This window comes from Candidatus Dormiibacterota bacterium (assembly GCA_035532835.1).
Taxonomy (GTDB): domain Bacteria; phylum Vulcanimicrobiota; class Vulcanimicrobiia; order Vulcanimicrobiales; family Vulcanimicrobiaceae; genus DAHUXY01.
This window is the reverse complement of record DATKQG010000090.1, coordinates 1-26,039: the sequence shown is the minus strand read 5'-3', so window position 1 is coordinate 26,039 and position 26,039 is coordinate 1. Positions and strand designations below refer to the sequence as shown.

Below are 26,039 nucleotides of genomic sequence, written 5' to 3'. Positions count from 1 at the left end.
GCTGCGATAAAGTTTCTTTTAACTCGGCGGCGGTGCGCGACCCCGGGGTGCTCGCCTCGGCGGCTGCCGAGTTTGGGAGCCAGTGCATCGTCTTGGCGATCGATGCGCGGCGCCGGGAGCGCGGCTGGGAAGTCGTCGTCGACGGCGGGCGTACGCCGACGGGCTTGGATGCCGTGGACTGGGCGCTCCGCGCGACCGAACGAGCCGGAGCCGGGGAGATTCTTCTGACGAGCATGGACGCCGACGGCACCCGTTCGGGTTACGATATCGAGCTTACTCGCGCGGTCCGCGACGCCGTCGGCGTCCCCGTCATTGCTTCCGGCGGCGCCGGCTCGGTCGAGGATTTCGAACGCGTTTTCATAGAAGGCACCGCCGATGCCGCGCTGGCGGCGTCGCTCTTTCACTTCGGCGAAATTCGGATACCGGCTTTGAAGGAAGCGCTCGCGAGGCGCGGCATTCCCATCCGACCATGGATATCGACGTCGACGGTTTAACCTTTAACCAAGCCGGACTGCTTCCGGTGGTTATTGCCGATGCGAGCAGCGGAGCGGTTCTTACGCTAGCCTGGGCAGATCGTGCGGCGATCCGGCGCACCATCGAAAGCCGAGAAACGCACCTGTTTAGCCGATCGCGCAACGCACCGTGGCGCAAGGGCGAGAGTTCGGGGCATACGCAACGCGTGGTCGAGGTGTTGGCGGACTGCGACGGCGATGCCGTGCTCTATCGCGTCGAACCGCACGGGCCGGCCTGCCATACCGGCGCAACGAGTTGCTTTCATCGCCCCCTCGCATCGCTGCAAGAAGCGGATCCCGCCGCGTTAGCGCTGGCGCTGACGCACCTGCAACTCGTGGCCCGCTCGCGGAAAGCGGAAGCCCCCGAAGGGTCGTACATCGCGCAACTCTTCGCCGGCGGGGTCGATCGCATCGGCAAAAAGATCGGCGAAGAAGCGACCGAAGTGGTGATCGCGGCGAAGAATCCGAACGATGAGGAACTCGTTTGGGAGGCCGCCGACCTGCTGTTCCACCTCGTCGTCATGCTTGAGGCCCGCGATATCCCCTTAGCTCGCGTCGGCGAACACCTGTTGTCGCGTGCGCAGCCAAAAGACTCGTAGCGCGCCGGCCGGCGACATCGGCGAACTCGCCGGGGTCGGCGCGAAGAGCGCTCAACTGTTTCGAGAAATCGGCATAAACACGCCGCTCGAACTGCTCGATTATTTGCCGTTCCGCTACGACGACCTTCGCTTACCGACCCCCTCGACGCTGCTCGGCGGTACGGGCGCGCCGGAAGAAAACGCCGTAGGGACGGTCGACGCGGTGAAAGAGCGCAGGGTGCGCGATCTCGAGATCGTGGAACTCGTGCTACACGACGCCGCCGGTGCGTTTGCGGCGAAATGGATCGGACGGCGGCGATTCGTCGTGGGGCGGTTTACCGAGGGCATGCGGTTGTTCGTCCGCGGCCGAGTCGAACGGACGCTGGCTCTCCCGGTGGTGAACGTATCGCAATACGCGCAGCTCCACGAGGGCCAAGAGTACCGCGGCGAGCTGGAACCGGTCTATCGAGCGAGCAAGGATCTAACGACCCGCAAGATCGCCGGCGTCATCAAGAAAAATCTCGAATCGCTGCTGGAGATGGTGCGCGACGATCCGCTTCCCGCAGCGTTGCAGCGCGCCCACGGCTACATGCCGCTGCGGGATGCGTACCGCGCCGTCCACGCCCCGAGCTCGCCCGAAGAGGCCGCTCGCGCCCGCGAGCGCTTCATCTTTACCGAATTTTTCTTGCTCGCCGTCTCGGCACAGTTGCGTCGCGCCGAACGCGAACGCGACCGCGGCGCACGCTCGCTTCACGTTCCGTCGGCGCTGCTCGAGGAATTCGAACGCGAGTTGCCGTTCGCGCTGACCGGCGCGCAACGCCGCGCCATCGCGATGCTGTGGGACGACATGTCCGGCGCGACCCCGATGAATCGGTTGCTCCAGGGCGATGTGGGAAGCGGCAAGACGCTGGTTGCGGCGGCGACGATTCTGCTTGCGGCTCGAAACGGCGTGCAATCGGCGATTATGGCGCCGACCGAGATTCTTGCCGCGCAGCATGCGGCCAAGCTCGCGCCGCTGTTACTGCCGTTCGGCGTGCGCGTCGAAGCGGTGTTTGGGAGCCAGCCGCAACGTTCGCGTGCGGCCGCGCTCGATAAGATCGCCAGCGGAGAAGCATCGCTCGCGGTCGGAACGCACGCGCTGATCACCGAAACGGTGGAGTTTGCGCGGCTCGGCTTAGCGATCATCGACGAGCAGCATCGTTTCGGCGTCGAGCAGCGTGCTCGTTTGCGCGCGAAAGGCGGATCGCCGCACACGCTGCACATGACGGCGACGCCGATACCGCGCACGCTCGCGCAATCGGTCTATGCCGATCTCGACCTGTGCGTGATCGACGAATTGCCTCCGGGGAGAACGCCGATCGAAACGTTTGCCGTACGGTCCGCCCGATTGGATCGCGTGTACCGGTTCGTGCGCACGCAGGTGGCGATGGGGCATCAAGCCTACATCGTCGCCCCGGCGATCGAAGAAGGAGAGAGCGCCCTCACGAGCGTCGTCGCCGAGGCCGAGCGGTTGAAAAACGACGTCTTTCCGGATATCCCCATCGGGCTGCTCCACGGCAAACTGACGTCGCGCGAGAAGGACGCGATCATGCAGCGTTTCGTCCGTGGCGAGGTGGCGGTGCTGGTCTCCACGACGGTCGTGGAAGTCGGCGTCGATGTGCCGAATGCGAGCATCATGGTGATTCTGGACGCGCACCGGTATGGGCTAGCGCAGTTGCATCAGCTCCGCGGCCGGGTCGGGCGGGGCGCGGCCACCTCCTACTGCGTGCTCGTCTATCCCGACGACCGCGACGAAACGGAGCGGCTCTCGATCCTCACGCGCTCCACCGACGGCTTTGAAATCGCTCAGGAAGACTTGCGCTTACGAGGGCCCGGCGAATTCGCGGGCACCGCGCAATCGGGGGTAGCGGATTTCCACGTTGCGGATTTGGTACGCGATTTCGATATCTATCAGATCGCCAAGAGCGCCGCGGTCGCGACCCTGCGAGATGACCCCGGTCTGCATTCCAGCGCGCAGGCGGGGCTGCGCGCGGTGTTGGAGCTCAGGCCATCGACGCGCGCGCTCCTCTATTCTTCGTAAGGGAGGAAGAGGTAGGGCGTCCGAGCCTTCGAAACAGGGCGCTTATGAGATACTGGGTGATGAGAAACCTTGCGGCGCTCGTCTTTGCGTGCGCCTTTTTCGCAACCGCGTCCGGGGCCCACGCGGCATCGCTGGCGGTGACGCGCGCGACCCTGCCGAACGGCCTAAAGGTGGTGGTCGTGAACGACCCGCTCGCGCCGGTGGTCACGACGATCCTCAATTACAAGGTGGGATCGGACGAGCAGAGCATCGCGGGCCAGGCACACGCGCTCGAGCATATGATGTTCCGCGGCAGCGCAACGCTCTCGTCGAGCCAACTGATGGACACCATCGATATTACCGGCGGTAGTTTCGATGCGGACACGCAGAATGCGGTCACCCAGTATTACTTCACGGTTCCGTCTCAATACCTCGATATCGCATTGCGTCTGGAGCGTTCGCGCGCCACGGGGCTCTCGCTCGCGCAGGACCAATGGAATCAAGAGCGCGGAGCGATCACGCAAGAGGTGACGCAAGATAATTCCAACGCGATCTACCGGCTCTTCACCAAGATGCAGAATCGCGTCCTTGGAGGGACGCCTTACGCCAAGAACGGCCTGGGCACCGTCGCGTCGTTCGCGCACCAGATCAACGCCCCGCAGCTCCATGCGTTTTACAATGCTTGGTACCATCCCAATAATGCCGTGTACGTCATCGTCGGCGACGTCAACGGACCGGCGACGATTGCGAAGGTCAAACAGTTGTTCGGGAGCGTGCCGTCGGCCAAATTGCCTACGCGCCCATCCGTTCACCTCGCACCGCTCAAAGCCGCAACCTACCGGGACACCAGCGATCAACCGTACACGGCGGTGTTGATCGGCTATCGCACCCCGGGGTACGACAGCCCCGATTACGCGGCGTCCGAGATACTCAGCGGCGTGTTGAACTCGCAGCGTGCCGCACTATTCGGCCTAGCGGCTTCGGGTAAAGCCTATCAGGCTGCGTACTTCGCGCAGACCTATCGCAAAATCGGCATGGGCATCGTCTTCGCGGCGGTCCCGATCACTACCAAGCCCGACGACGTTGCCGCGATGCTGCGCGGCATCATCGACGGATATCGCAAGAACGGCGTTCCGGCCGCGCTCGTGGAGGCGGCAAAACGCCGCGCGATTGCGGACTTGGAATATAAGGGAAACTCCATCGAAGGCCTGGCCTTCGAATGGAGCCAAGCCCTGGCCGTTGCGCATACGTCCTCACCCGACGCCATGTTGTCGGCATATCGAAACGTCACCGTCGCGGACGTCAATCGCGTGCTGCGCGCATCGTTCGTCAACGCTACCGCCGTGACGGCGTACGCGGTGCCGAAGCTTGGCGGTGCGCTCACAGCCGGCGCGCCCATGAAGCAAGAAGACGTCTCGGTTCCGCCGACGACGCATCAGGAACTCCCGGTCTGGGCGCAGAGCATTCTCGCGCACCTTACCGTGCCCGAGCAGACCCTCGCGCCGAGCGATATGACGCTTCCGAACGGCCTTCGCCTCATCGTCCAACCCGAGCACGTAACGCGCGCGATCGAAGTCTCGGGGAGCATTCGCAATAACCCGCAGGTTCAGGAACCCAAGGGCCAGGACGGCGTTGCCGATATCACCTCCAGTTTACTGCAGTACGGCACCACGACGTACTCTCGTCTCGCGTACGCGGCGCAACTCGATAAGATCGCCGCTACGACCAATACGGGTACGAGCTTCTCGCTCTCCGTTTTGGCCGATCATTTCGATCGCGGCATGCAGTTGCTCGCCGACGAGGAGCTGCATCCGGCTCTCGATGCCGCGGATTTTGCGATCGTCAAACATCAAGAGCTTCAAGGTGTTACCGACGAAGCGAAATCTCCCGATCACCTTGCCGACGTCGCCCTTTCCGATGCGCTCTACCCGCTCGGTGACCCGATGCGGCGCTTCGCGACGCCCGCGAGCGTCGGAAGCATCTCGCTGAACGACGTCGATGCGTGGTACAAGGACACGTATCGCCCCGACCTCACGACGATCGTGATCGTCGGCGACATCACCCCGGCAGCGGCCCGCGCCGCCGTGGAGAAGTACTTCGGCGGTTGGACGGCAACCGGGCCGAAGCCGGCGGTGCTGCCCGGGCCGGTGGCGCTCAACGCGCCCGGTACGGTGCACGTCCCCGCGACCGGCCGCGTGCAGTCGTCGGTTCGATTGGTCGAATCGATCGGGCTGCTGCGCAAAGATCCCGATTGGGCGAACCTAGAGGTCGCGAACACGGCGCTCACGGGCGGGTTCTACTCCTCGTTGCTCTATCACGATCTGCGCGAAGTCCACGGCTATGCCTACGCGATCGGCAGCACGATCGCTGCCGGCCGCGTTCGTTCGACGTACGAAGTCTCGTACGGCAGCAATCCGGAGAACGTCGTTCCGGCCGAACAACAGGTGATTGCGATTCTGGACGGCCTGCAGAAGACGCCGCTTAAACCGGCTCGGCTCTTGCGGGCGAAGGCGATGTTGATGGGCGACGTCCCCATTCGCGAAGCCTCGTATAGCGGCGTCATGAACCTGTTGCTCGATAACGCGCTCAGCGGGCTGCCGCTCGACCAAAACCTGATCGACGCACGCCGCGAACTGGATGCATCGCCGCAGTCGGTTCAGGCATCGGTTGCTAAATGGATCCGCGCGGCCGACTTCGTCCGGGTGATCGTGGGGCCCGGGCCGAAGTAGGCCCGATGGGCCAAATCGGCATCGTCTTCGACATCGACCATACGCTGGTCGTCGATAATAAGCTCGAGCGGGTGGCATTTTTGCACCTGCTCGAGGACGTGATCGACGACGGTGGGCGTGCGCTCGGTTCGCTTTCGGAGGAATCGGAAGCCATCGATGGGCTCCTGGCAAAACAGCGCTCGGGCGGCTGCTCCATCGACGACGCCGTTCGCGCCTTCGTTACCGAGCGTGGCGTCGAAGCGCGGCAGCAGTACGTCGACCGCTTTCGAGCCAAGGCCCTGCGCATGGTCGAGGATTTCGTCGTCCCGGCCCCCGACGCGAAACGCACCCTTACGGAGCTCGGGGCCCGCGGCTACGAGGTTGCGGTGTTGACCAACGGCTGGAATCCGCTCCAGCGCCGCAAAGCCGAGCGGGCCGGCTTCACGGGGACGGTTCTGGCCAGCGGAGATATGGGCATCCAAAAGCCCGATCCGCGAGTCTTTACGGCCGCGGCCGCCGAACTTGGCCTCCCGCCTGCGGACACGTGGTACGTCGGCGACGACCCGAGCTCGGATATCGTGGGCGCGCTGCGTGCGGGCCTTCGAGCGATCTGGGTCGATTGCGAGGGGACGCCCTATCCTCGCGGCCTGCCGCCGCCGACCGCCAGAGTCGCCGCCCTAGCCGACCTCCTCGCATTGCTGCCCACCCCCCTGCCAGCCCGCTAGCCAAGGAGTCCCTTGAGTCCAAAGATCACCGGCGGTTCGCTCGGTAGCCGCAAATTAAAGTCGCCGAAAGGCGTACAGATCCGCCCGACGCCCGGCCGCGTCAAAGAGTCCCTGTTCTCGATGCTGATGGGGCGTATCGAAGGCGCGCGCGTGCTCGATCTCTTCGCGGGAACCGGTGCGATCGGGTTTGAGGCGGCATCTCGCGGAGCGTCGCGCGTCGTCAGCGTCGAGGCCCACCGAGAGACCGCTCAAGAGATCGAAGCTGCCGCCAAGGAACTCGGCATCGCCGGCGTCGTCGAAGTGGTGGCCGCTCCGGCCGAGCGCGCGCTCTATCGCGTGGAGGGCCCGTTCGATATCGTCTATCTCGACCCGCCCTACGCGAACGAGCTTCCGCTGACGGTGTTTCGATTGTTGACCGAGCGTTCGTTACTCGCCGGCGGCGCGGTCGTCATTTACGAGCATGCCGCGAAGCGGATTCTTCCGGACGTACCGGGGTATCGTTCGGTGCGCGAAGAAGTGTACGGCGATGTCGCTTTGGCATTTCTGGAAGTAGTCGGCGGTACGTGACGAACGGATCGCTTCCGCGTCTCACCCGTGCCATTTATCCCGGCTCGTTCGATCCACCGACGAACGGCCACCTCGACGTCATCGAACGCGCCGCCCGGTGCTTCGGTGAACTCATCGTCGCCGTCATCGTCAACCCGCAAAAGCGCGACCCGATGTTCTCGCTCGAGGAGCGCGAAGCCATGCTCTCGGAGTGCGTTGGGCATCTGCCGAACGTTCGCGTCGAGCACTTCCGCGGATTGCTGGCCGATTACGTGAAGCTCCGCGAATCCGACGTCATCGTCAAGGGACTGCGGGTCGTTTCGGACTTCGAAAATGAAATGTCCACAGCGTTGATGAATCGCGCGCTCGCGCAGGTCGATACGTTTTTCCTGATGTCGGATCAGAAGTATTCGTTCGTCAGTTCCAGTATCGTCAAAGAGGTCTTTTTCTTGGGTGGCGAAGTCGACTCGCTCGTGCCGGAACCGGTCTTGCGAGTGATGGCAGCCAAACGCTCCACGCTCCACAGTGCTCGTCGTTAACGGAGGTTGATATGTCGGTCTATCGCGTCTTGGATAAACTCGAAGCCTACGTCCACGAAGGCACCTGGCTCCCGGCCGGGTATCGCGTACTCTCGGAAGAGCGCTTGGTCGAATACATCGAGAAAGTCCGCGCCACGCTTCCCGAAGAGGTCGGCCGCGCGAAAATAATCGCCAAGGATCAAGAACGCGTCCTACGCCACGCGCAAGAAAAAGCACAGGCGATCGTTGAGGAAGCGTCGACCAAACACGACGAGTTGGTCGATCAGAACGAGATCGTGCTGCGCGCGCGCACCACTGCGGAAGTGGTGTTACGCGAAGCCGAAGAGCGCGCTCGGAGAATCCGCGAAGGCGCCGATCAGTATGCCGCCCAGGTGCTGGCCGAAATGGAATCGCGCCTAGCCGGCGCGCTCGGCGCCGTGCAGAAGGGCCGCGCCGCGCTCAACCGCACACCGCAAACCGTCGCGCCGGCGAACGGGGCCGCGCCGCTCGCCGACGCCGCTGCCAAGAGCAAGCGCGCAGCCTTCGATCTACAAACCGCTCCCGAAGAAACGGCCGAACTCGAATCGGTTACGACCTAGCGCGTTAGACCGGCGGCGCCTGCACGTTTTGGGCAAAGGCTTCGAGCCGGGCACGATCGATCGCTTTGACGCGGCCGCGATCGAGTTCGACCGCCCCCGCATTCTTCAAGCGAAGGAGCGCACGCGCCGCCATATCGCGCACGGTTCCGGCCGCTGCCGCAATCTGCGCCTGCGAAAGGTTCTCAACGCCGGGTAGGCCGCGCGTCATGCCGACCGACGTGCGCGCGTAGCCGAGCAGAAACTTCGCAACGCGCTGCAAGACGTGCGCGAACGCGAGATCCGCGATGGTGTCGATCGAGCGCCGCCGCGCCTGCGACGAGCCGATCAGAAAGCCGAGCGCGAGTTCGGCATCGTTGCGCGCCGCGTGAATCACCGCTTCGCTCGGAATCGTGACGACCACGGCATCGGTGAGTGCTTCGGCACGCGTCGTAGCGCCGCCGCCGTCGAACGTCCCGCTCTCGTTGAGCGTATCGTGGGTGAGGCGTTCGCCGATCGTGTGGGTCTTGCCGTCGGGCGAGAGCAGGGTGTAGATCACCTTACCGCTCTTGACGATGCCCAGGTACGGCCACATCTCACCTTCGTCGAAGATCGTATCGCCGGATTTGAAGCTGCGCTCGCTCATCTGGCCCGCGAGCTCTTTGACCGTCGTGCTCTTCGCCGAGGTGAATTGCGTGACGTGGCCGAGGAATTGCTCGCCGTCGGCATTTTCATCGATGCGTTCGAGACGAACCGTCCAGCGGTTGCTGCCCAAATTGCGAGCGTCCCACGAAAAGCGGCCGGGGCGCAGTTGCGCCATTTCGTTGCGCAAGGCTCGCGGGTCGGTCTCTTCGACGATTTCGACCGCTCCTCCGATGGGAAGTTTGTCGAAATTGTCGAGGATCTGCGCGGTCTTGGTCGCAGCGTTGAGCGACCGGGCATCGAGTGTGATGGCGGCGGAACGGTTGATTGGCATAGCCCGCCAGTTTTTGAGCCGCGCACGGGAAAATCCCCCGCGCCGCGCGGAATAGCTCTCATCCATGAGTAAGCCAATCCAGGACGACGATGTCGTCATCATCGCCGGCGCCCGCACGCCCTTCGGAAACTTGAGCGGAGCCCTGGCCGACCTAACCGCCACCGACCTTGGGGTCGTCGCCGCGCAAGCTGCCATTGCCCGCAGCGGGGTACCGACCGAGCGCTTCGACGATGTTGTCTTCGGCAACGTCATGCAGACCAGCGCCGATGCCATTTACCTCGCCCGCCATATCGGGTTGCGGGCCGGGCTTGCGATCGGCGTCCCCGCCCTGACCCTCAATCGCCTGTGCGGCTCCGGCCTGCAGGCCGTTCTCTCGGCCGCCCAGTCGCTGCGGCTGGGAGAGAGCACCTACGCTCTTGCCGGCGGCACCGAGTCGATGAGCCAGGCTCCCCACGTCGTGCGTGGCGCGCGTAAGGGCCTTCACCTGGGGCAGAACGTGCAGTTCGAGGACTCGCTGTGGAGCGCGTTGACCGATTCCTACACCAACACGCCGATGGCGATCACGGCGGAGAATCTCGCTGCGAAGTACGGCGTATCGCGTGAAGCCTGCGACGAACTCGCCCTATCCAGCCAGGCACGGTCGCTTGAATCCCAATCCAGCGGCTATTTCGCCGAAGAGATCGCACCGGTCACGATCGCCGGGCCCAAGGGCACCCAGGTGGTCGTGGATACGGACGAAGGCCCGCGAGCGGGCCTCTCGATGGAGAAGCTCGGCAAGCTGCCCGCGCGCTTTCGCAAGGACGGCGTGGTCACTCCCGGTAACGCCAGCGGCATCACCGACGGCGCCGCGGCACTCGTGCTCACTACCGTGCGCCAGGCCAAGGCCGACGGCCTGAAGTGGATCGGTCGCCTGATCGGCTCGAGCGTGGTGGGCGTGGATCCCGAAATCATGGGCATCGGACCGGCGGTTTCGATCCCGAAGGCGCTGGCCAAAGCCGGCATTCGCGAAAGCGACCTTGCGGTGATGGAAATCAACGAAGCCTTCGCCCCGCAGGTTCTCGCGTGCATGAAGGACATGGGCAGCTCGAACGGCGTCCGCCTCAATCCGCACGGCGGTGCGATCTCACTCGGCCATCCCTTGGGTGCGTCCGGCGCGCGTCTTGCCCTCACCACGTTGCACGATCTGCAGCAACGCGGCGGCGGCTACGGCGTCGCTTCGGCATGTATCGGCGGCGGCCAAGGCATTGCCGCGGTCTTCGTCGCGCAGTGACGTGAACCAGACCCCCATCGACGCGCCGACCGTCGCGCGCAAACCCTGGTTCACGTTTGGGCGAGTACTCGACGTACTCGCCCTCTTGGTCATCGCGTTCGTTCTGTGGCGCCTGTTCGTCGCGCCTCGTTCGCTCAAAGGCGCCGATGCCTATCCCGCGCCGCGCGTTGCTTATCAACGCCTCGACGGCGGTACGTTCACCGTCGCCGACGCGCACGGCAAGGTACTCTTTCTCGATTTCTTCGCGTCGTGGTGCGAGCCGTGCCGGCTCTCGTTACCCCTGGTCGAACGGTACGCGCGAGCCCATCCGTCGGTGGACGTCGTCGCGATCGACGTCGGCGAACCGCGCGCCGTCGCCCTCGCCTTCGCGCGGAAGATGCATCTCGCGAATGTCGCACTCGACCCGCAGAGTCTTTCGCTAGGGTACTTCGGGGTGCAAGGCTTCCCGACCACGGTGGTGATCGATCCAACCGGCAAGGTTCGCGCGAAGTGGAGCGGTTTCAACCCCGCAATCCAACTCGCGATGAGCCACGCGCAAAGCTCGCTGGAAATCGCGCGTTAGCTCTTACCCCAAAAGACGAAGATGCTGATCCCCGCCAAGCCCATGACAAGGACGGTCGCCCATCCCCACGCGCGCGCGACCAGCGAACTGGTCCACTTGCCCATGATTGCGCGACTGCTTGCGAACCATACGACAACCGCCAGTAGCGGCACCGCAACCAACCCGTTGAGCACCGCCGACCAGAACAGCGCGCGGATCGGATCGATGCGCAGAAAACCCATCGCAATCGCCACGATCATTCCCAGCACCAGCGCGCCGTAGAAGCCCGGCGCGCGCGATAACTTGAGGTTGAGGCCTTCCCGAAAATGCAGGGTTTCGGCAGCAACGTACGCCGACGAACCGACGAGCGCGGGGATCGCGAGCAACCCCGTCCCGACCATACCGAGGGCAAAAAGAAGATATGCGAAGCGTCCGGCTAGCGGCGCGAGCGCTTTGGCCGCGTCTTGCGCGGAGGCGATGTGTGTCAGTCCGTGCGCGTAGAGCGTCGCCGCCGTGGTCACGATGATAAAGAACGCGACGACGTTCGAGAAGATCATCCCGATATTCGAATCGAGATGAGCGTCGTCGATCTCGGCTTTCGTGGCCCCGCGCCGCGCGCGCTCGCTGTTGCGGCCCATCGATTTCTCTTCCTCCACCATCAACGATGATTGCCAGAAGAACAGATAGGGCGTGATGGTGGTTCCGAGGACGGCCATCAACGTGGTGAGCCAACTCGCGTTGAAGTGCAACTCCGGCCAAACGAGATGGCGCAGGACGAGCCCCCAAGGCGGATGCACGACGAATGCGGTGATCACGTAGGCAAACAGCGAAATCGTGAGCCATTTGACGATCGCAAAGATCAGCCGATACGAGAAAAACACCTGCGTCACGATCAGCAGCACGCCGAAGAAGACGACCCACGCCAGTTGCGGGAACCCGAGCACCATCTGCGCGGACGCGCCCATGCCTTCCAAATCGGCACCGGCATTCATGATGTTCGCAACGACGGTTGCAAGGGCCAGCGGCACCACCAGCCACATCGGTAAATGGCGCCGCATATTGGTCGCGAGCCCGATGCCCGTCACCATGCCGATGCGCGAACACATGCCTTGGACGACGGCCATCATCGGCGTGGTCAGCAGCACGATCCACAGCATCGAGTACCCTGCGGACGCGCCGGAGACCGAGTACGTCGAGATGCCCGAGGGGTCGTCGTCCGAGGCTCCGGTGATCAGCCCCGGCCCGAGGACCGAAATCCAGCGGCGCCAGCCTTGCGGCTGGGCCGCCTGGTCTGCAACTTCCATTACCCGGCAGCATCCCCGTTTTGCGGCGCGAGCAAACGCGCTATTTGGATTGCCACTCCGGCTTGCGTTTTTCGAGGAACGCGCTCGTGCCTTCGCGGAAATCCTTGGTATCGACGAGGATCCCGAATTCGATCGCTTCGAGTTCCAGCGCGTCGTCGATCGCAAGATGCGCTCCGCCGTTGATCGCTCGTTTACAGGCGGCGATCGCCAGCGGTGCCTTTGCAGCGATCAGCGTGCCGATGCGCTTGGCCTCGTCGAGTAGTCCCGCAAGCGGAACCACGCGTTCCACCAACCCGATGCGGAGCGCCTCGTGCGCGTCGATGATCTCTCCGGTGAGGCAGAGATACGACGCCATCCCTTTGCCGAGCAGCCTGGTCGTGCGTTGCGAGCCGCCGTAGCCGGGGATCAATCCCAAGTTGACCTCGGGTTGCCCGAACTTCGCATTCTCGCTGGCGATCCGAATATCGCCGGCCATCGCGAGTTCGCAGCCGCCGCCGAGCGCGAAACCGTTCACCGCCATGATGACGGGTTTGCGCAAACGTTCGATTTGCCGGGTGACCGATTGACCCATCCGGGCCTGATCTGCTCCCGCACCGGCGTTTTCGAGCGCATTCAATTCGCCGATGTCGGCACCGGCGGCGAAAGCTTTTTCCCCGGCTCCCGTGATGATGACGGCGCGCAGATCTGCGTTCCGCTCGAGTTCCAACAGCGCGAACGAGAGCTCCGCCAACAGCTTGCCGTTGAGCGCGTTCAATACGCTCGGGCGATTGAGCGTGATGATGCCGAGCGGGCCGTCGCGATCGACCAAAATGTTTTCGAACATACCTTCGCTACTCATAGTCGTAGAAGCCCTTTCCGCTCTTGCGCCCAAAGCGACCGGCGAGCACCATGCGTTTGAGCAGCGGCGGCGCGGCCATCATGGGGTCTTTGAACTCGTCGAACATGATCTCGGAGATATAGTACGTCGTGTCGAGACCGACGAAATCGAGCAGCTCGAACGGGCCCATCGGGTAACCGCAGCCGAGCTTCATCCCCTTGTCGATGTCTTCTTTGCTCGCGAGGCCGCCTTCCAAGCATCGGATGGCGTAGAGCAGATACGGAATCAACAGGCGATTGACGACGAATCCCGGCGTGTCTTGGGCGAGGATCGGTTCTTTGCCGAGTTTCTTCGAGAAGGCAAAGAGCGCATCGATCACGTCTTGCGTCGTCGCGATCGTCTTGACGACCTCGACGAGCTTCATGATCGGTACCGGGTTGAAAAAGTGCAGGCCGGCAACGCGATTCGGGCGCTTGGTCTTAGCCGCGAGCTCGATCACGCAGAGGCTCGAGGTGTTGGTGCAGATGATCGCGTGCGGCGCGAGCATGGCGTCGAGCTTCTGAAAGAGCTCGGTCTTGATCGCGACATTTTCGACGATCGCTTCGATGATGAGGTCGCAACCGGCCAGATCGTTGACGTCGGTGGTCGGACGCACGCGCGCGAACGTCGCATCCCGGTCGGCTTGCGAAAGCTTCCCTTTTTCGACAAACTTATCGAGCGATTTGGCGATCGTTGCGACCCCGCGCTGCAGGGGCTCGGGAGCCACCTCCATGAGGACGACGTTGAAGCCTGCTGCCGCGCATGTCTGCGCGATGCCGTTGCCCATGAGGCCGGCTCCGCAGATGCCGACGGTACGGATCTCTGCCACGAGGTGTTCCTTCCCTATTCTTATCGTTGTATAAAGAGCGCAGGTGCTTTCGTTGCGTTGCGGTACAGGCACCTTTGGGGCCTCTACGGCCTGTCGTAAAAGTAGGAGGGGTTCGAGAAGTGCGAGCTGCGTACCACGAAGCACTAGAGGGGACACGACTCGATGTCGTGCGCCTGGGCGCGCTCGTCGGCGATGCGATTCGAATTGCCGTCGAGGCGCTGGAGCGTCGGGACGCGACGGCCGGCGGCCGCGTGGTCGCGGGCGACGACGTCGTCGACGATCTGCGCCGAAAAATTGAATCGCACTGCATCGAACTCATCTGGCGCCAACAGCCGGTGGCCGGAGAGCTGCGCGAGATCGCGGCCATGCTCGAAATCGCGACCGACCTCGAGCGGGTCGGCGACTACGCGGTCGACATTGCGAAGAACGCCATCAAACTCGCCGACCAGACGATGCGCCCGCAGAAGGTGGAGATCGACCGGATTGCCGGCGTCGCGCATGCGATGCTGCTCGATGCCATGCGCGCCTATACCGAGCACGATTCCGAACTCGGCACCGCGGTGATCGAGCGCGACGATGAAGTCGACAGGCTCTACAAGCGCAGCATCAAGCTCTTGCAAGAAGAGATGCAGGCCGATCCGGAGATGGTCCGCGCGGGCACCCGGTATCTGTTCGTGCTGGCGTGGCTCGAGCGGGTCGGCGACCGAGCCGTCAATATCGCTTGGCACACGAAGGACATGATCGGCGAGGCGTGAGTACTACCCCGCTTCCCCGCGATGAGTTTGCCGTAACCGAGCGCTTCATCTATCTCAACCACGCAGCCGTCGGGGTCTTACCGCGATCGAGCGCCGCCGCGCTGACGACGTTCATTTCCGATCACGCGAGCGGCGGCGTGATGGGCGTATTTCCCTACGAAGCGAAGCTGCCGGAATATCGAACGAACATCGCGCGTTTTATCGGTGCCGGCGCGCACGAAATCGCGGTGCTTCGCAACACCGGAGACGGCGCAAACGCGCTGGCCGGCGGCCTCGATTGGCAAGCCGATGAAGAAGTGCTGCTGTGCGGCAACGAGTTTCCGTCGAACGCGATACCGTGGCTTGCGCTACGCGAGCGCGGCGTGCGCGTGCGCTGCCTCGGCGGCGCGAACGTGCGTCTTACGCCCGACGTGCTTCGGCGCGAGATCACCAAGCAGACGCGCATCGTCGCGGTGTCGTGGGTGAATTTTGCGGACGGCTACCGTCACGATCTGGCGGCGCTCGCCGACGTCGCACACGGGGCGGGTGCGCTGCTCTGCGTCGATGCGATTCAAGGCTTGGGAGCCTTTTCGGTGGACGTGCGCGCGTGCGGTATCGACGCACTCTACGCAGGCGGCGCAAAGTGGATGCTCGCGCTTCAAGGCGTGAGCTTCCTCTACATTCGGGAGCAATTGCTCGATCGATTGGGCGTGGCGGCGCCAGGCTGGCGATCGATGGACGATATGTGGGATTTTCTCAACTACGATCAGCCCTATACGCGCGATGCATCCCGGTTCGAGGGAGGCACGCCCAACTTTATCGGCGCGCTCTCGCTGGACCGCGCGATCGACCTGTTCGAACGCTGCGACCGGCCGGCCGTCGCAGCGCACGTTCTGGCGCTGACCGACCATTTATACGACGGCTTGCGGCGCATCGGGGCGACGCTGCACACGGAACGGGGAGAGGGAATCTCTTCGGGCATCGTAGCGTTCTCCTTGCAAGGGGTGCCAAGCGTCGCTCTCGGTAAGGCTATCCAACGCGAGGGCGCGATCACCACGTGGCGGCCGGGCGGGATTCGCGTCTCGCCGCACGGGTATACAACATTCGAAGAGATCGACCAGTTCCTAGACCTCGTGCCGCAGTGTGCGCGCACGCTTCCCGAAAGAGAGTGACCGTGTTTCTAGCCGTCGTGCTTGCCGCAATGCCGATCGTTACGCCCCCCGAAATCGCGGCGGGAACCTATAGCTATCATTCGAGCATCGGCGGGCAACCGGCCGCTACGTCGACGATCGTCGTCAAACGCACGGCGACGAACACCGAGATCGACGAGCAATCGAGCGGTACGATCGGCGGCATGAGCGCGAGCGCGAAAGCGACCCTCGTACTCGGAGCGGACCTCGCGCCCGCATCGTACACGGGAAGCTACGTCGGCGACGGACAGTCGGCAACGACGACGCTTAGCGTTGCGGGTACAACCGCGAGTCTTACCGGGCCAGCCGGGCCACAATCGTTTACGCTGCTCGCCCCGGCCACGCATTTTGCCGTGATCGACGCGGCCCTGCTCGCGGGCTTTATCGCGCTTCCCGCACAGATGCAGGCATGGAACGACGCGCCGATCGATGCGATCGCGCCGATCTACGGCCGCGCGACCCCGCTTGCGACGCTGCCCACGGCGGCCGTCGTTCGCCCCGCCGGCATCGCCGCTAAAGATGTTGCGCTGGCGGTCGGCGGCCCCTATCCGTTCACCCTCTGGTACGATCCCACAACGCTCGTCACCGACGAACTCGAAGTCCCCTCACAAAACATCGTCGTCACGCGTACTCCCTAATCACGCGTACTCCCTAATAAAGAAACGGCAACAAAAAACGACCCGAATCGGGCCGTTTTTCTGTTAGGGCGCTTATCGCGCTAGTAGCCGTTCTCTTTGACGAAACAGGGCGCCATGACGGCGTCGGTCATGCCGTGGATCAGGCGTTTGTCGGCGGGGGCGACGGTCGCTAAGATGCCGCCCAAGCGGGCTTCGTCGCCGACGACGAAGTAGTACGGGCACAACCGCACGCGCGCGTCGAACATTTTGATATCGTCGATCGAGCGGTCGAGGTATGGCATACGAATGCGCTTGCCTTTGTGGAAGCGCTGCAGAATGTGCGGCGTATGCGCGTACGCGGCGAGCGCGTCGTCGATGGTTTTGGCCCACTCTTCCTTGGTGAGGTCGTTGGCGATCTTGACGCCGCGCGATCCCCAGGCGAGCTCGGAGAAACCCGACGGCTTCACGACGTAATCGCGTTCGCTTTTGCCCAGCTCGATCAGCGCGCGCCAATCGCTCACCGGTTTGCCGCCCGCGACCAATCCGCCGATTTGCGCTTGCGGAGGGAGCGGACGCGGATCGAGCACCCAGGTCTTCGGAAAGATCGCCAGCAGCCGTTCGTACGTGGCGTGCCCGAGTTCGGCGCGCCACAACGCTTCCAGTGCGAAGTGATGGAGCAATGCGAACGCGAGCTTTTCCTCGAGTTGCGCTTTCGGCGGCGGCGTGAGCTTGACGCGATTGTGCCGCGCCGCGTAGAGCATCAGCTCTTGCTTGGAGATATTGAGCAGGTCGAAGAGTTCGAAGTTGCGGTAGAGCGCGTCGAGTTTCTCTTCGTGGCCGTCTTCGAAGCGCATGAACAGCGCTTCCTCGGTAAAGACGATCTGCTCCGGCGCGCATACGTGCGCGTTCGCAAGGCCCAAATCGCGGACCGCCTTCACGAGCCACTCCAACTCGCCCCAGTAATCGCCGGCTTCCTTCGACACTACGACCGCGACGGTGGGATTCGCTGTGCCGCTGGCCGCGGCCAGCATCGCGCCGAATCCGGCCGCAATGCCGTTCGAGCCGCCGATGCTCTCGAGCCCCACTTCGCAGTACGCCCGCGTCATCGCGCCTACGAAGCCCATCCCGCCGGGAATGCTATCCAGTTCGGAGGCAATGAAGCCGTCGTCGGTCAGCATCAGGTCTGGGCGAATCACCAGCGGGATATCTTGCTTGAAGCGATTCTGCCGCGCGAGCTTGACGATGAACTCGGGCTTGCCCTGGTCGAGGTACTCCGCGATAAAGGCCGGGGCGGTGCCGCGTGCGCTGCGGTTGTAGAGGCTGTTGAGCCCGCGATAGAACGCCAGCAGATCTTGGCCGATCGACTCGATCTTGGCGACCGATGCGGCGGACAATGCAAACGGCTCGGGGCTGACGCGCCAGGCGATGCGTTCGCTCTCATCTTCGATCTTGAAGAGACCGGGGGGGATCGCATCGTGCAGGTAGCGTGCTTGCTCGCGAGCCGTGGAAAACGTTTTGGAAGCCGTACAAGGCATACGGAAGGCCTACTCCTATCGACAACAGCCGTCGGGAATTTTGAAGTTACTAAACGCGATGTATCTACGCCGCATATCGTGCTAGACGAGGCAAGGGGGCAGAGAGTTGCACCGGGCCGGGCTCACTTGATGGTGATGGCTCCGGGGGTGAGCATCGCGCTCTGAATGCGCACGGCGCCGTCGGACCCGTACTGGAGCGTGAGGTGCAGCGTTCCGGTCAGCCCCAGGCGGGCGAGCGGGACGCTTTGGAGGACGCGCGCCGGCCCCTCGCCGGTCACGAACCGCAGGACCGAGGCCTGCGTGAACGAGCCGCCGGGCGCCGAGTAACTCCCCTCGACCGGGAGGCGCATCTCGCCGCCGCCGGCCGCCGTGGGCGGGCTCTGCACGCAGTAGCCGATGGTTACGGGGGTGCCTCGGACCGTCAGGGTCTCGCGCGAGCAGTGCTGTTGCGCAAACGCCGCGGACGTAACCGAGCCGGCCAGAATCGCCGTCATCGCGAGGCGCGCAAAAATCTTCATCAGTGTCGTCAACGCTTCGCGTCCCGTAAAGGTCGCACCCGCCGTGGCGCGATTGACGCGGGCGGTATGCTTGGGGTGGTGTCCAGCATCGATCTCATCGCCCTCGACCTCGACGGCACGCTCCTCAACCCCGACGAGTCCATCTCGCCCGCCAACCGCGCGGCGATCGCCGACGCATTGGCGAGCGGCGTTCGCGTGGTGCTCGTGACCGGCCGGGGCGTCGATACCCCGGCGCTCATCGCGCGGGACCTCGGGCTCAATCTTCCGGTCATCTGCGCTCACGGCGCACTCACCAAAGACTTCGTGCAGGATAGGGTGCTGGGACACATCCCGGTTCCGCTCCAATACGCCGGCCCCATGATCGAGTACGCCGAGCTCAACGAACTCGCTCTCGCCGTCTACGTCGAGGAGCGGTTCTTTCGGCTCGAAGGGGCGCATAGGTACATGGACGATCAGCAGGGTCCGTCCTGGCAAGATCTTACGAGCTTTACCGAGATTGCCGGGCGCGCGCCCACGTTCATGCGGTTTCTGGGCCACGATTCGGTCGAGGCGATGCGGGAGGCGTTCTCGGATTTTCCGCTCCATTTCAAATACGAGAGCTGGGGCGAATTCGAAGAATGTGCGGTCACCAGTCGCGAAGCCACCAAGAAGCACGCACTCGAGCGCCTCTGTGCCGATCTGCAGATACCGGCCTCGCGCATCTTGGCGGTCGGCGATTCGCGCAACGACGTCCCGATGATGCGCTGGGCCGGAATCGGCGTGGCGATGGGTAATGCTCTCCCCGAGGTCCGCAATGCGGTAGCGCATGTGACCGACGCGAATACTGAAGACGGCGTCGCCCGAGCGATCGAGCGCTATGTCTTACAACCGAAGAACGACCAAGAGAAGAGCGCATGATACAGGGCAGCCCATCCCCCGATTACGAAGCGCGTCTGCGCGCGATCCTCTCCTCGCACGATTGGCAAGCGTTGCGTGAGTTCTCGCGCTCCGAAAACCAAATTCCCGATGACGTCTACGAAAAAGACGGGCATTTTTGGGAGGTGATGCTGCATAAGCTCATCTGCAACCGGCTCGATATGTTGGCACTCCACGAATCTTCGCGCGCGTGGCTCGCGGAGCGCGGGTACTCCAGCGATATCGGTGGGTACTAACGGCATGCGCATCCAGGTTCGCGCGTTCGCGCGCACGCGCGAGTTGCTCGGTAGCGGTTCGCTCGACTTAGAACTCCCCGCCGGGTCGACGGTCGCGGACGCGTGGAACGCGCTCGAAGCGCGCTCGCCCCAATTGCGCGATCTCGCCGCCTCAACGCGTCTGGCGCGTAACGCGCGGATGGTGAAACGCGAAGACGGGTTGGCGGACGGCGATGAACTTGCGCTGCTCCCTCCGGTGGGGGGCGGATGAGCGCGATGTTTGCGATCGTCGAAGACACCATCGATACCGCCGCGCTCGAAGCGGCGACGCGTACCGATGCGTGCGGTGCGGTGGTCACGTTTTATGGGATCGTGCGGGAGCGTGCCGACGACGGCCGCGGCGTCAACGGGCTTTCATACGAGGCCTACGAGCCGATGGCCGTCATCGAATTTGAGGCTATTGCGAAAGAAGCGCGCGAGCGGTTCGGAGACGTGCGCGTCGCCGTCGTGCATCGCGTCGGCGCGCTCCGGATCGGCGACGTCGCCGTGGCGGTTGTTGCCGCCTGCCCGCACCGCGCGCAAGCCTTCGACGCGTGCGAATACGCGATCGACGAAGTCAAACGGCGTGCGCCGATTTGGAAGAAGGAGCACTACCTCGAAGGCGATGGGGAATGGATCTCCAACGACTGCGGACACCACGGGTGAGCGTTGCACTGCATCGCATCCAGGCCGAGTCCAACGGCGTTGCCGTGCTCGAATACCGCCCGCGTCGCGCACGCAACGTTGCGCTGGTCGTCGGGCATGGCTACTCGTCGAGCAAACACAACCTCGATACCCTGTGCGGCTTTCTTTCCAGCCATGGTTTTGCGGCATACAGCTTGGATTTTCCGGGCCATAAACTCGGCGCGAGCGGCGGCGTTCTGCGCGGCATGAACGATTGCATCGATGCGATGGCCGCGACGGTCGCGTTCGCGCGCGAGCGCGCGAGCGGCGCGCCGATCTACACGCTGGGCCACAGCATGGGCGCGATGACGGCCCTCTTCACGGCGGCGAGCGACGAACGGATCGCCGGCGTTGTCGCTATCGCGACGGGTTACGGTCGCCCAACCGCGCTCACGACCCTGATGGCCGCCGGTGCGACGGATTTCCGCTCGTCGTACGTCGAGGGCATCGCGTTGCCGGAACTGGTGGCCGACATCGACGGACGCTACGATAGCGCGCTCGGACGGCTCGCCGGGCGCCCCTCGCTCTTCATCGCCGCAACTCGCGATGCGATGGTGAGCCCGCAGAGCGTCCGCGATCTCTACGAACGGGCGCTCGAGCCCAAGACCTTTGCGAGCGTCGATAGCGACCATACGTTGGCGGGCGAGCACGCTCGCGGTGAGGTGCTGCAATGGCTCAACGCCCTGCATCCGAAGGCGTAACGCTGGCGGGAAGCCGCGAGCTTCGCCGCTACAGCCGTCATCTGCTCATTCCCGAGGTCGGCCTCGCGGGGCAAGAACGCATGGCCGCGGCGCGCGTGCTGGTGATCGGCGCGGGCGGCCTTGGATCGCCGGTGTTACAGTATCTCGCGGCCGCCGGCATCGGCCGCATCGGCGTGATGGACGACGATACGGTCGACGAAACCAATCTGCAGCGACAAACGATTTTCAGCACCGCCGATATCGGCCGGCAGAAGGCGCAAGCGGCAGCGGATCGTCTGCAGGCGCTCAACCCGTTTGTCGCGATCGATCCGATCGCCGCCCGCTTTGACGAGCGCAACGCGCGCGAATTAGTCCGGCTCTACGACGTCGTCGTCGATTGCACCGATCGCTTCCCGATTCGCTATCTCGTCAACGACGCGTGCGTGCTGGAAGGCAAGCCGGACGTGTACGCCTCGATCTTTCGGTTCGACGGGCAAGTGAGCGTTTTCGGCGCGTCCGGCGGCCCGTGCTATCGCTGTCTCTACCCCCAAGCGCCTCCGGCCGGTAGCGTTCCGACGTGCGCCGAGGGCGGGGTGCTCGGCGTTCTGGGAGGCTTGGTCGGCGCTTGGCAGGCGAACGAAGTCTTCAAGCTCGTCTTGGGCATCGGCGAACCGCTGGTGGGGCGGCTCCTCTTGGTCGATAGCCTCGCCGGCAGCACGCACACGGTGCGCTTCGATCGCGATCCCGATTGCGCCGTCTGCGGTACGTCGCCCACCATTCGCGAGGCTTCCGAAGAAGCGCAGGACGACGACACCGTGCGCGATGACGACGTGTTGCCCGGCGACCTCGATCGCGCGCTCGAGAGCGCGCTCTTGATCGACGTTCGGGAGCCGCACGAAGTGGTACTCGGCATCGTGCCCGGCGCGTTACACATCCCCGCCTCGCAACTCGAAGCGCGACTGCACGAACTCGATACCGCGCGTTCGTATATCGTCGCGTGTCGCATCGGTCAGAAATCCCAGTGGGCGCTTGCGCGCCTGCACGATGCGGGCTTCACGCGGGTGCGTCATCTGCGCGGCGGGCTGCTCGCTTACGCCGCCCAATTTCCCGAATTCGGATTTTTCTAAGGATGCGCTACGCAACGTTCGGCCTAACCGGCAGCCGCGTTTCCGTCGTCGGCCAGGGCTCGTGGGATATTCCAGAGCGAGGCGCGCGCGCGAAGGAGGCGCAACTCGCGCTGCGTCGCGGAATCGAACTCGGCATGACGCATTTGGATACGGCCGAGATGTACGGTTCCGGCGCGGTGGAAACGCTGCTCGGAAAAGCGATTGCCGGCCTGCCGCGCGAACGTCTCTTCATCACGAGCAAGGTGCTGCCCAGCAACGCCGACTATGCGGGAACGATCGCCGCGTGCGAGCGCAGCCTCAAGCGTCTGGGGCTCGACCACCTCGATCTCTATCTGTTGCATTGGCCGAGCAGCTATCCGCTCGCAGAGACGATGGGCGCCCTGGAGGCGCTCGTCGAGCAGGGCAAAACGCGTCATATCGGCGTGAGCAACTTCGATTGCGAGGATATGCTCGAAGCGCGCACCTATCTGCGTAGCGTGCCGCTGGCGTGCAATCAAGTGCTCTACCATCTCAACGAACGCGGCATCGAACGCCGCGTTCTGCCCGCGGCCCGGGAACACCGTATCGCAGTCGTCGGCTACACGCCCTTCGGCCGTGGAGCATTCCCTCACGCGGCAGCCGCGCCGGGAGGCGTGCTCGGAACGATCGCGAGCAAACACGGCGTCGGCGTGCGCGCGATTATCCTGGCGTTTTTAACGCGCGATCCGGCGTTGTTTACGATCCCGAAGGCATCCCGCGTCGAACACGTCGAGGAGAACGCGCGCGGCGGCTCCGTGCAACTCGACGAACGCGATATCGCGGCGATCGACGCCGCCTTCCCGGTGGGAGATGACGGGCCGCTCGCCACGATCTGACCCGGCCGCGATCAAAGGCTTGGTCGTCGCAGCCGCGCTCGCCCGCGGGGCCGGATCCGTTGCGGTCGCGCCTGCGAACCCCGACGCCGGTGCGCGAGAGCGCATGCGCGAAGCTTTTGCCCGCGGCGATTTCGCAACCTGGGGCTATGCGGAAGGCTACGCGCGGGCGGCGGCCGATCCCGCGCACATTCTCGCCGGTGCTCGGAGCGTCATCTGCATCGCGCTGCCGTATGCGACGCCGCCGCCGCATCGCGGTGCTCTGCAAGGACGCGTGTCCAACTACGCATGGTCGCAGGACTATCATCATCGCTTGCGCGCGTTGCTCGCCGATCTCGCCGCCATGGTCGACGAGGCCGCGGGGGCTGCCGTTACCGCCATCGCATGCGATACCAAACCGCTTGCCGAGCGTGCTTTCGCGGCCCGCGCGGGCTTGGGGTGGATCGGCAAACACACGAACCTCATCGCTCCACGGGACGGTTCGTTCGTTTTTCTGGGAGAGATCGTCACCACGCTGGAACTCCCGCCGGATGCGCCGCTGCGCAAAACCTGCGGGTCGTGCTCGCGCTGCGTCGATGCGTGCCCCACCGGCGCTTTGCGCGGCGATTACACGATCGACGCATCGCGCTGCATCGCCGATCTCACGCAGCGCACCGATGCGATCCCGCGCGAGTTGCGGGCGATGATCGGCGATTGGGTGTGGGGGTGCGATATCTGCCAGGACGTCTGCCCGCCGACGCAGCGCGCCGGCGCTCGCGGCGACGAGCGCATGTCCGCGATCGATACCACCGTCGCCGCTCCGCCGCTTGTAGACTTGCTGCGCCTTCGAAGCGGCGAATTCAAACGACGCTACCAACGCACGGCGATGGGTTGGCGAGGCTCCGCGGTCTTGCGTCGCAACGCGGCCGTGGCGCTGGGTAACGCGCTCGACCGTTCGAGCGTTCCAGCCTTAGCCGCATCCTTGCGCGACGATCCGCACGCGATGGTGCGGGGCCATGCAGCGTGGGCGCTCGGTCGCATCGCTTCGCCTTCGGCGCTCGACGCATTACGCGAGCGGCGAAGCTTAGAAACCGATGAGGACGTGCGCGGCGAGATCGCGCTGGCATTGGAACCCTTCGTTGGCCGGGCGCCGTTAGGAATAGCATGAAGCCTCTCCTCGCCATCATCGGAGCGTTCGCTCTCTGCCTAGGCCTACAAGGGCGCAGTTCGGCGGCCCCCGATCTACTAGCGCGCATGGCACAAGTCAATCCGGAACTGCATTCGTATACCGCGACGCTACACGCGCACGTGGTGCTCACGACGTTTCCGTTTCTCGCAACCGACCTGACCGGGACGTTCTATCATAAGGATCCCGACCTGTATAAGCTGGAGATCACCGACGGTCTTCCTGGGATCGCGTCGCAGTTCAGCAAGCTCTACCCACACATCGAGCCGGCCTCGCAATGGCGCCGGATCTTCGTGGTGACCATCGTTTCGGACGATAGCGGACATACGATATTCCGATTGGTCCCCCGCAAGCGTGGGAATGTCGATCATATCGACGCGGTGGTCAACGATCGGACTGCGACCGTCACCTCGATGCGCTGGAATTACGATAACGGCGGCTGGGCGACCATGAACGATAGCTATGCAACCATCGGCGGCAACCTCGTGGTCACGAGCCAAACGGGGCACGTCGAGGAGCCCGCCTACAAGGGGAATATCACCTCGACGCTCGATAACTACGTCTTCAATCCGAACCTTTCGGACGCGATCTTTCAAGGCTGAGCACCGCTGGAGCCCGATGGCCACAACCTTCGTCGATCTCACCCAAGCCCCGCTCGCCGATGCTTTTAACCGGCCGATCACCTATCTGCGCGTCTCGGTTACGGACAAATGCAACCTGCGTTGCGTCTACTGCATGCCCGAAGAGGGCTTGCAGTGGCTACGCCGCGAGGACGTCCTGCGCTACGAAGAGATCGTCGAGATCGTTCGGGCCGCCGCGTCGGTCGGCGTTCGCACGATCCGCCTCACCGGCGGCGAGCCGTTGGTACGCCGCGATCTCGATCGCCTCGTGCGCTCGATCGCCGCGGTACCGGGCATCGACGATATCGCCCTCTCCACCAATGCGTTGTTGCTGGAGGAACAGATCCCCGCGTTGGTAGACGCCGGCCTCACGCGCGTGAACATCTCGCTCGACACGCTGCGCCCGGATCGTTTCGAAGCCATCTCGCGCCGTCCGGGGCTCGACCGCGTCTTGCGCGGAATCGACGCCGCAATCGCCGCGGGCCTAGCCCCGATCAAACTCAATTGCGTCGTCATGCGCGGCCAGAACGACGACGAACTCGCCGACTTTGCCGCAATGACCAAAGAACGCGCGATCTACGTGCGCTTCATCGAGGTCATGCCGGTTCATGAAAACCTAAGCTTGCAGCAAGAGACGTACGTTTCATCGGACGAGATTCTCGAACGCGTCGCGACGATCGGCAGCATCGCACCGGTACCTGGGCCACCCGGCAACGGGCCCGCGCGCTACTTCGCATTCGATGGTGCGCCCGGCGCCGTCGGCGTCATCAGCCCGCTCTCGCACGATTACTGCGAACGCTGCAATCGCGTCCGCCTCACCGCCGACGGCCGCTTGCGGCTCTGTCTGTTCGGCGACCAACACATCGATTTGCGCACCCCCGTGCGCGCCGGCGCCACGATCGAAGACCTCGCCGCAACGCTGCGCTCCGCAATGTTCATCAAACCGGAGCGCCATCATCTCAAGCTCGGCGAAGCCTCGTCGCAAATGCGCGCCTTTAGCGAAATCGGCGGGTAGGGGGTAGCTCTCGGTCTTGGGGAGTCTCTGCCGTTGTGGCGGGGACGCACGGGTTTTTCGCATCGTGCGAAAAACCCGGCTCCGTTCGTCGTCGCTCCCGCCATCCTGGCTCCGCTCCTCCTTCACAGGCCCCGCCA

The 26,039-nt window shown here is 64.0% G+C and carries 29 protein-coding genes; 23 read left to right on the top strand and 6 right to left on the bottom strand.

The window, feature by feature from the left end; genetic code table 11:
- The 8 genes from VMW12_11395 to VMW12_11360 all read left to right on the top strand — a co-directional run.
- The coding region (locus VMW12_11395; GenBank protein HUZ50320.1) for a HisA/HisF-related TIM barrel protein at positions 1–494 on the top strand (494 nt) is incomplete at its 5' end.
- On the top strand, positions 470–1,111 hold the full coding sequence (hisIE, locus tag VMW12_11390; GenBank protein HUZ50319.1) for a bifunctional phosphoribosyl-AMP cyclohydrolase/phosphoribosyl-ATP diphosphatase HisIE: 642 nt from the start codon (positions 470–472) through the stop codon (positions 1,109–1,111). The genes VMW12_11395 and hisIE, both read left to right, overlap by 25 nt.
- A complete protein-coding gene (gene recG, locus VMW12_11385; GenBank protein ID HUZ50318.1) occupies positions 1,089–3,170 on the top strand; it encodes an ATP-dependent DNA helicase RecG in 2,082 nt (693 codons plus the stop codon). The genes hisIE and recG overlap by 23 nt, the downstream gene beginning before the upstream one ends.
- Before the next feature lie 59 nt (positions 3,171–3,229).
- Complete coding sequence (locus VMW12_11380; GenBank protein HUZ50317.1) at positions 3,230–5,878, top strand: pitrilysin family protein; 2,649 nt, start codon at positions 3,230–3,232, stop codon at positions 5,876–5,878.
- Between the two features lie 5 nt (positions 5,879–5,883).
- Entirely contained in the window at positions 5,884–6,582 is a 699-nt protein-coding gene (locus VMW12_11375; GenBank protein ID HUZ50316.1) for an HAD family hydrolase, read from the top strand.
- Between the two features lie 12 nt (positions 6,583–6,594).
- Positions 6,595–7,149, top strand: a complete 555-nt coding sequence (rsmD, locus tag VMW12_11370) for a 16S rRNA (guanine(966)-N(2))-methyltransferase RsmD (GenBank protein HUZ50315.1) — start codon at positions 6,595–6,597, stop codon at positions 7,147–7,149.
- Positions 7,146–7,667: a pantetheine-phosphate adenylyltransferase gene (coaD, locus tag VMW12_11365; protein HUZ50314.1), complete on the top strand. Its 522-nt coding sequence runs from the start codon at positions 7,146–7,148 to the stop codon at positions 7,665–7,667. The genes rsmD and coaD overlap by 4 nt, the downstream gene beginning before the upstream one ends.
- A gap of 11 nt (positions 7,668–7,678) precedes the next feature.
- Complete coding sequence (locus VMW12_11360) at positions 7,679–8,245, top strand: hypothetical protein (GenBank protein HUZ50313.1); 567 nt, start codon at positions 7,679–7,681, stop codon at positions 8,243–8,245.
- A 4-nt stretch (positions 8,246–8,249) separates the two neighbouring features.
- On the opposite strand, the gene VMW12_11355 is transcribed toward VMW12_11360, so the two are convergent.
- Positions 8,250–9,197 carry a DUF2249 domain-containing protein gene (locus VMW12_11355; GenBank protein ID HUZ50312.1) on the bottom strand — a complete coding sequence of 316 codons (948 nt, stop codon included), beginning with the start codon at positions 9,195–9,197 and terminating at the stop codon, positions 8,250–8,252.
- Between the two features lie 64 nt (positions 9,198–9,261).
- On the opposite strand from VMW12_11355, the gene VMW12_11350 reads away from it, so the two are divergent.
- Together VMW12_11350 and VMW12_11345 are read left to right on the top strand one after the other, a co-directional pair.
- Positions 9,262–10,467, top strand: a complete 1,206-nt coding sequence (locus VMW12_11350) for a thiolase family protein (protein ID HUZ50311.1) — start codon at positions 9,262–9,264, stop codon at positions 10,465–10,467.
- A 1-nt stretch (position 10,468) separates the two neighbouring features.
- Complete coding sequence (locus VMW12_11345; GenBank protein ID HUZ50310.1) at positions 10,469–11,029, top strand: TlpA disulfide reductase family protein; 561 nt, start codon at positions 10,469–10,471, stop codon at positions 11,027–11,029.
- On the opposite strand, the gene VMW12_11340 is transcribed toward VMW12_11345, so the two are convergent.
- From VMW12_11340 to VMW12_11330, 3 genes are read right to left on the bottom strand one after another with little or no spacing between them, the layout of a single operon-like run.
- Positions 11,026–12,312 carry a divalent metal cation transporter gene (locus VMW12_11340; protein ID HUZ50309.1) on the bottom strand — a complete coding sequence of 429 codons (1,287 nt, stop codon included), beginning with the start codon at positions 12,310–12,312 and terminating at the stop codon, positions 11,026–11,028. The two genes, VMW12_11345 and VMW12_11340, sit on opposite strands and share 4 nt — an antisense overlap.
- Positions 12,313–12,352: 40 nt before the next feature.
- Complete coding sequence (locus VMW12_11335; GenBank protein HUZ50308.1) at positions 12,353–13,150, bottom strand: enoyl-CoA hydratase-related protein; 798 nt, start codon at positions 13,148–13,150, stop codon at positions 12,353–12,355.
- On the bottom strand, positions 13,143–13,997 hold the full coding sequence (locus VMW12_11330; protein ID HUZ50307.1) for a 3-hydroxybutyryl-CoA dehydrogenase: 855 nt from the start codon (positions 13,995–13,997) through the stop codon (positions 13,143–13,145). The genes VMW12_11335 and VMW12_11330 overlap by 8 nt, the downstream gene beginning before the upstream one ends.
- A gap of 119 nt (positions 13,998–14,116) precedes the next feature.
- On the opposite strand from VMW12_11330, the gene phoU reads away from it, so the two are divergent.
- From phoU to VMW12_11315, 3 genes are read left to right on the top strand one after another with little or no spacing between them, the layout of a single operon-like run.
- Entirely contained in the window at positions 14,117–14,752 is a 636-nt protein-coding gene (gene phoU, locus VMW12_11325; protein HUZ50306.1) for a phosphate signaling complex protein PhoU, read from the top strand.
- Positions 14,749–15,903: an aminotransferase class V-fold PLP-dependent enzyme gene (locus tag VMW12_11320; GenBank protein HUZ50305.1), complete on the top strand. Its 1,155-nt coding sequence runs from the start codon at positions 14,749–14,751 to the stop codon at positions 15,901–15,903. Before phoU ends, VMW12_11320 begins: the two co-directional genes overlap by 4 nt.
- Positions 15,904–15,905: 2 nt before the next feature.
- Positions 15,906–16,559, top strand: coding sequence for a hypothetical protein (locus VMW12_11315; protein ID HUZ50304.1), 654 nt, complete (start codon positions 15,906–15,908; stop codon positions 16,557–16,559).
- A gap of 80 nt (positions 16,560–16,639) precedes the next feature.
- On the opposite strand, the gene VMW12_11310 is transcribed toward VMW12_11315, so the two are convergent.
- Complete coding sequence (locus VMW12_11310; protein ID HUZ50303.1) at positions 16,640–18,073, bottom strand: hypothetical protein; 1,434 nt, start codon at positions 18,071–18,073, stop codon at positions 16,640–16,642.
- 122 nt (positions 18,074–18,195) lie between these two features.
- Positions 18,196–18,591: a hypothetical protein gene (locus tag VMW12_11305; GenBank protein ID HUZ50302.1), complete on the bottom strand. Its 396-nt coding sequence runs from the start codon at positions 18,589–18,591 to the stop codon at positions 18,196–18,198.
- 75 nt (positions 18,592–18,666) lie between these two features.
- Here VMW12_11305 and VMW12_11300 point away from each other — a divergent pair, with 75 nt between their 5' ends.
- The 10 genes from VMW12_11300 to moaA are packed head-to-tail and all read left to right on the top strand — an operon-like array spanning position 18,667 to position 25,902.
- Positions 18,667–19,488 (top strand): Cof-type HAD-IIB family hydrolase, encoded by an 822-nt coding sequence (locus tag VMW12_11300; protein HUZ50301.1) that lies wholly within the window; start codon positions 18,667–18,669, stop codon positions 19,486–19,488.
- A complete protein-coding gene (locus tag VMW12_11295; GenBank protein HUZ50300.1) occupies positions 19,485–19,742 on the top strand; it encodes a hypothetical protein in 258 nt (85 codons plus the stop codon). The genes VMW12_11300 and VMW12_11295 overlap by 4 nt, the downstream gene beginning before the upstream one ends.
- Before the next feature lie 4 nt (positions 19,743–19,746).
- Positions 19,747–19,992, top strand: coding sequence for a MoaD/ThiS family protein (locus tag VMW12_11290; protein ID HUZ50299.1), 246 nt, complete (start codon positions 19,747–19,749; stop codon positions 19,990–19,992).
- Positions 19,989–20,426, top strand: coding sequence for a molybdenum cofactor biosynthesis protein MoaE (locus VMW12_11285; GenBank protein ID HUZ50298.1), 438 nt, complete (start codon positions 19,989–19,991; stop codon positions 20,424–20,426). Before VMW12_11290 ends, VMW12_11285 begins: the two co-directional genes overlap by 4 nt.
- Positions 20,423–21,145 carry an alpha/beta fold hydrolase gene (locus VMW12_11280; protein HUZ50297.1) on the top strand — a complete coding sequence of 241 codons (723 nt, stop codon included), beginning with the start codon at positions 20,423–20,425 and terminating at the stop codon, positions 21,143–21,145. The genes VMW12_11285 and VMW12_11280 overlap by 4 nt, the downstream gene beginning before the upstream one ends.
- The gene (gene moeB / locus VMW12_11275) at positions 21,115–22,251 is read left to right on the top strand and encodes a molybdopterin-synthase adenylyltransferase MoeB (GenBank protein HUZ50296.1); all 1,137 of its coding nucleotides are present in this window, start codon (positions 21,115–21,117) and stop codon (positions 22,249–22,251) included. The genes VMW12_11280 and moeB overlap by 31 nt, the downstream gene beginning before the upstream one ends.
- 2 nt (positions 22,252–22,253) lie before the next feature.
- Positions 22,254–23,105, top strand: coding sequence for an aldo/keto reductase (locus tag VMW12_11270; protein HUZ50295.1), 852 nt, complete (start codon positions 22,254–22,256; stop codon positions 23,103–23,105).
- Positions 23,080–24,249, top strand: a complete 1,170-nt coding sequence (gene queG, locus VMW12_11265; GenBank protein HUZ50294.1) for a tRNA epoxyqueuosine(34) reductase QueG — start codon at positions 23,080–23,082, stop codon at positions 24,247–24,249. Before VMW12_11270 ends, queG begins: the two co-directional genes overlap by 26 nt.
- Positions 24,246–24,869, top strand: a complete 624-nt coding sequence (locus VMW12_11260) for a hypothetical protein (protein ID HUZ50293.1) — start codon at positions 24,246–24,248, stop codon at positions 24,867–24,869. The genes queG and VMW12_11260 overlap by 4 nt, the downstream gene beginning before the upstream one ends.
- A gap of 16 nt (positions 24,870–24,885) precedes the next feature.
- Positions 24,886–25,902, top strand: a complete 1,017-nt coding sequence (gene moaA, locus VMW12_11255; protein ID HUZ50292.1) for a GTP 3',8-cyclase MoaA — start codon at positions 24,886–24,888, stop codon at positions 25,900–25,902.
- Positions 25,903–26,039 lie beyond the last annotated feature (137 nt).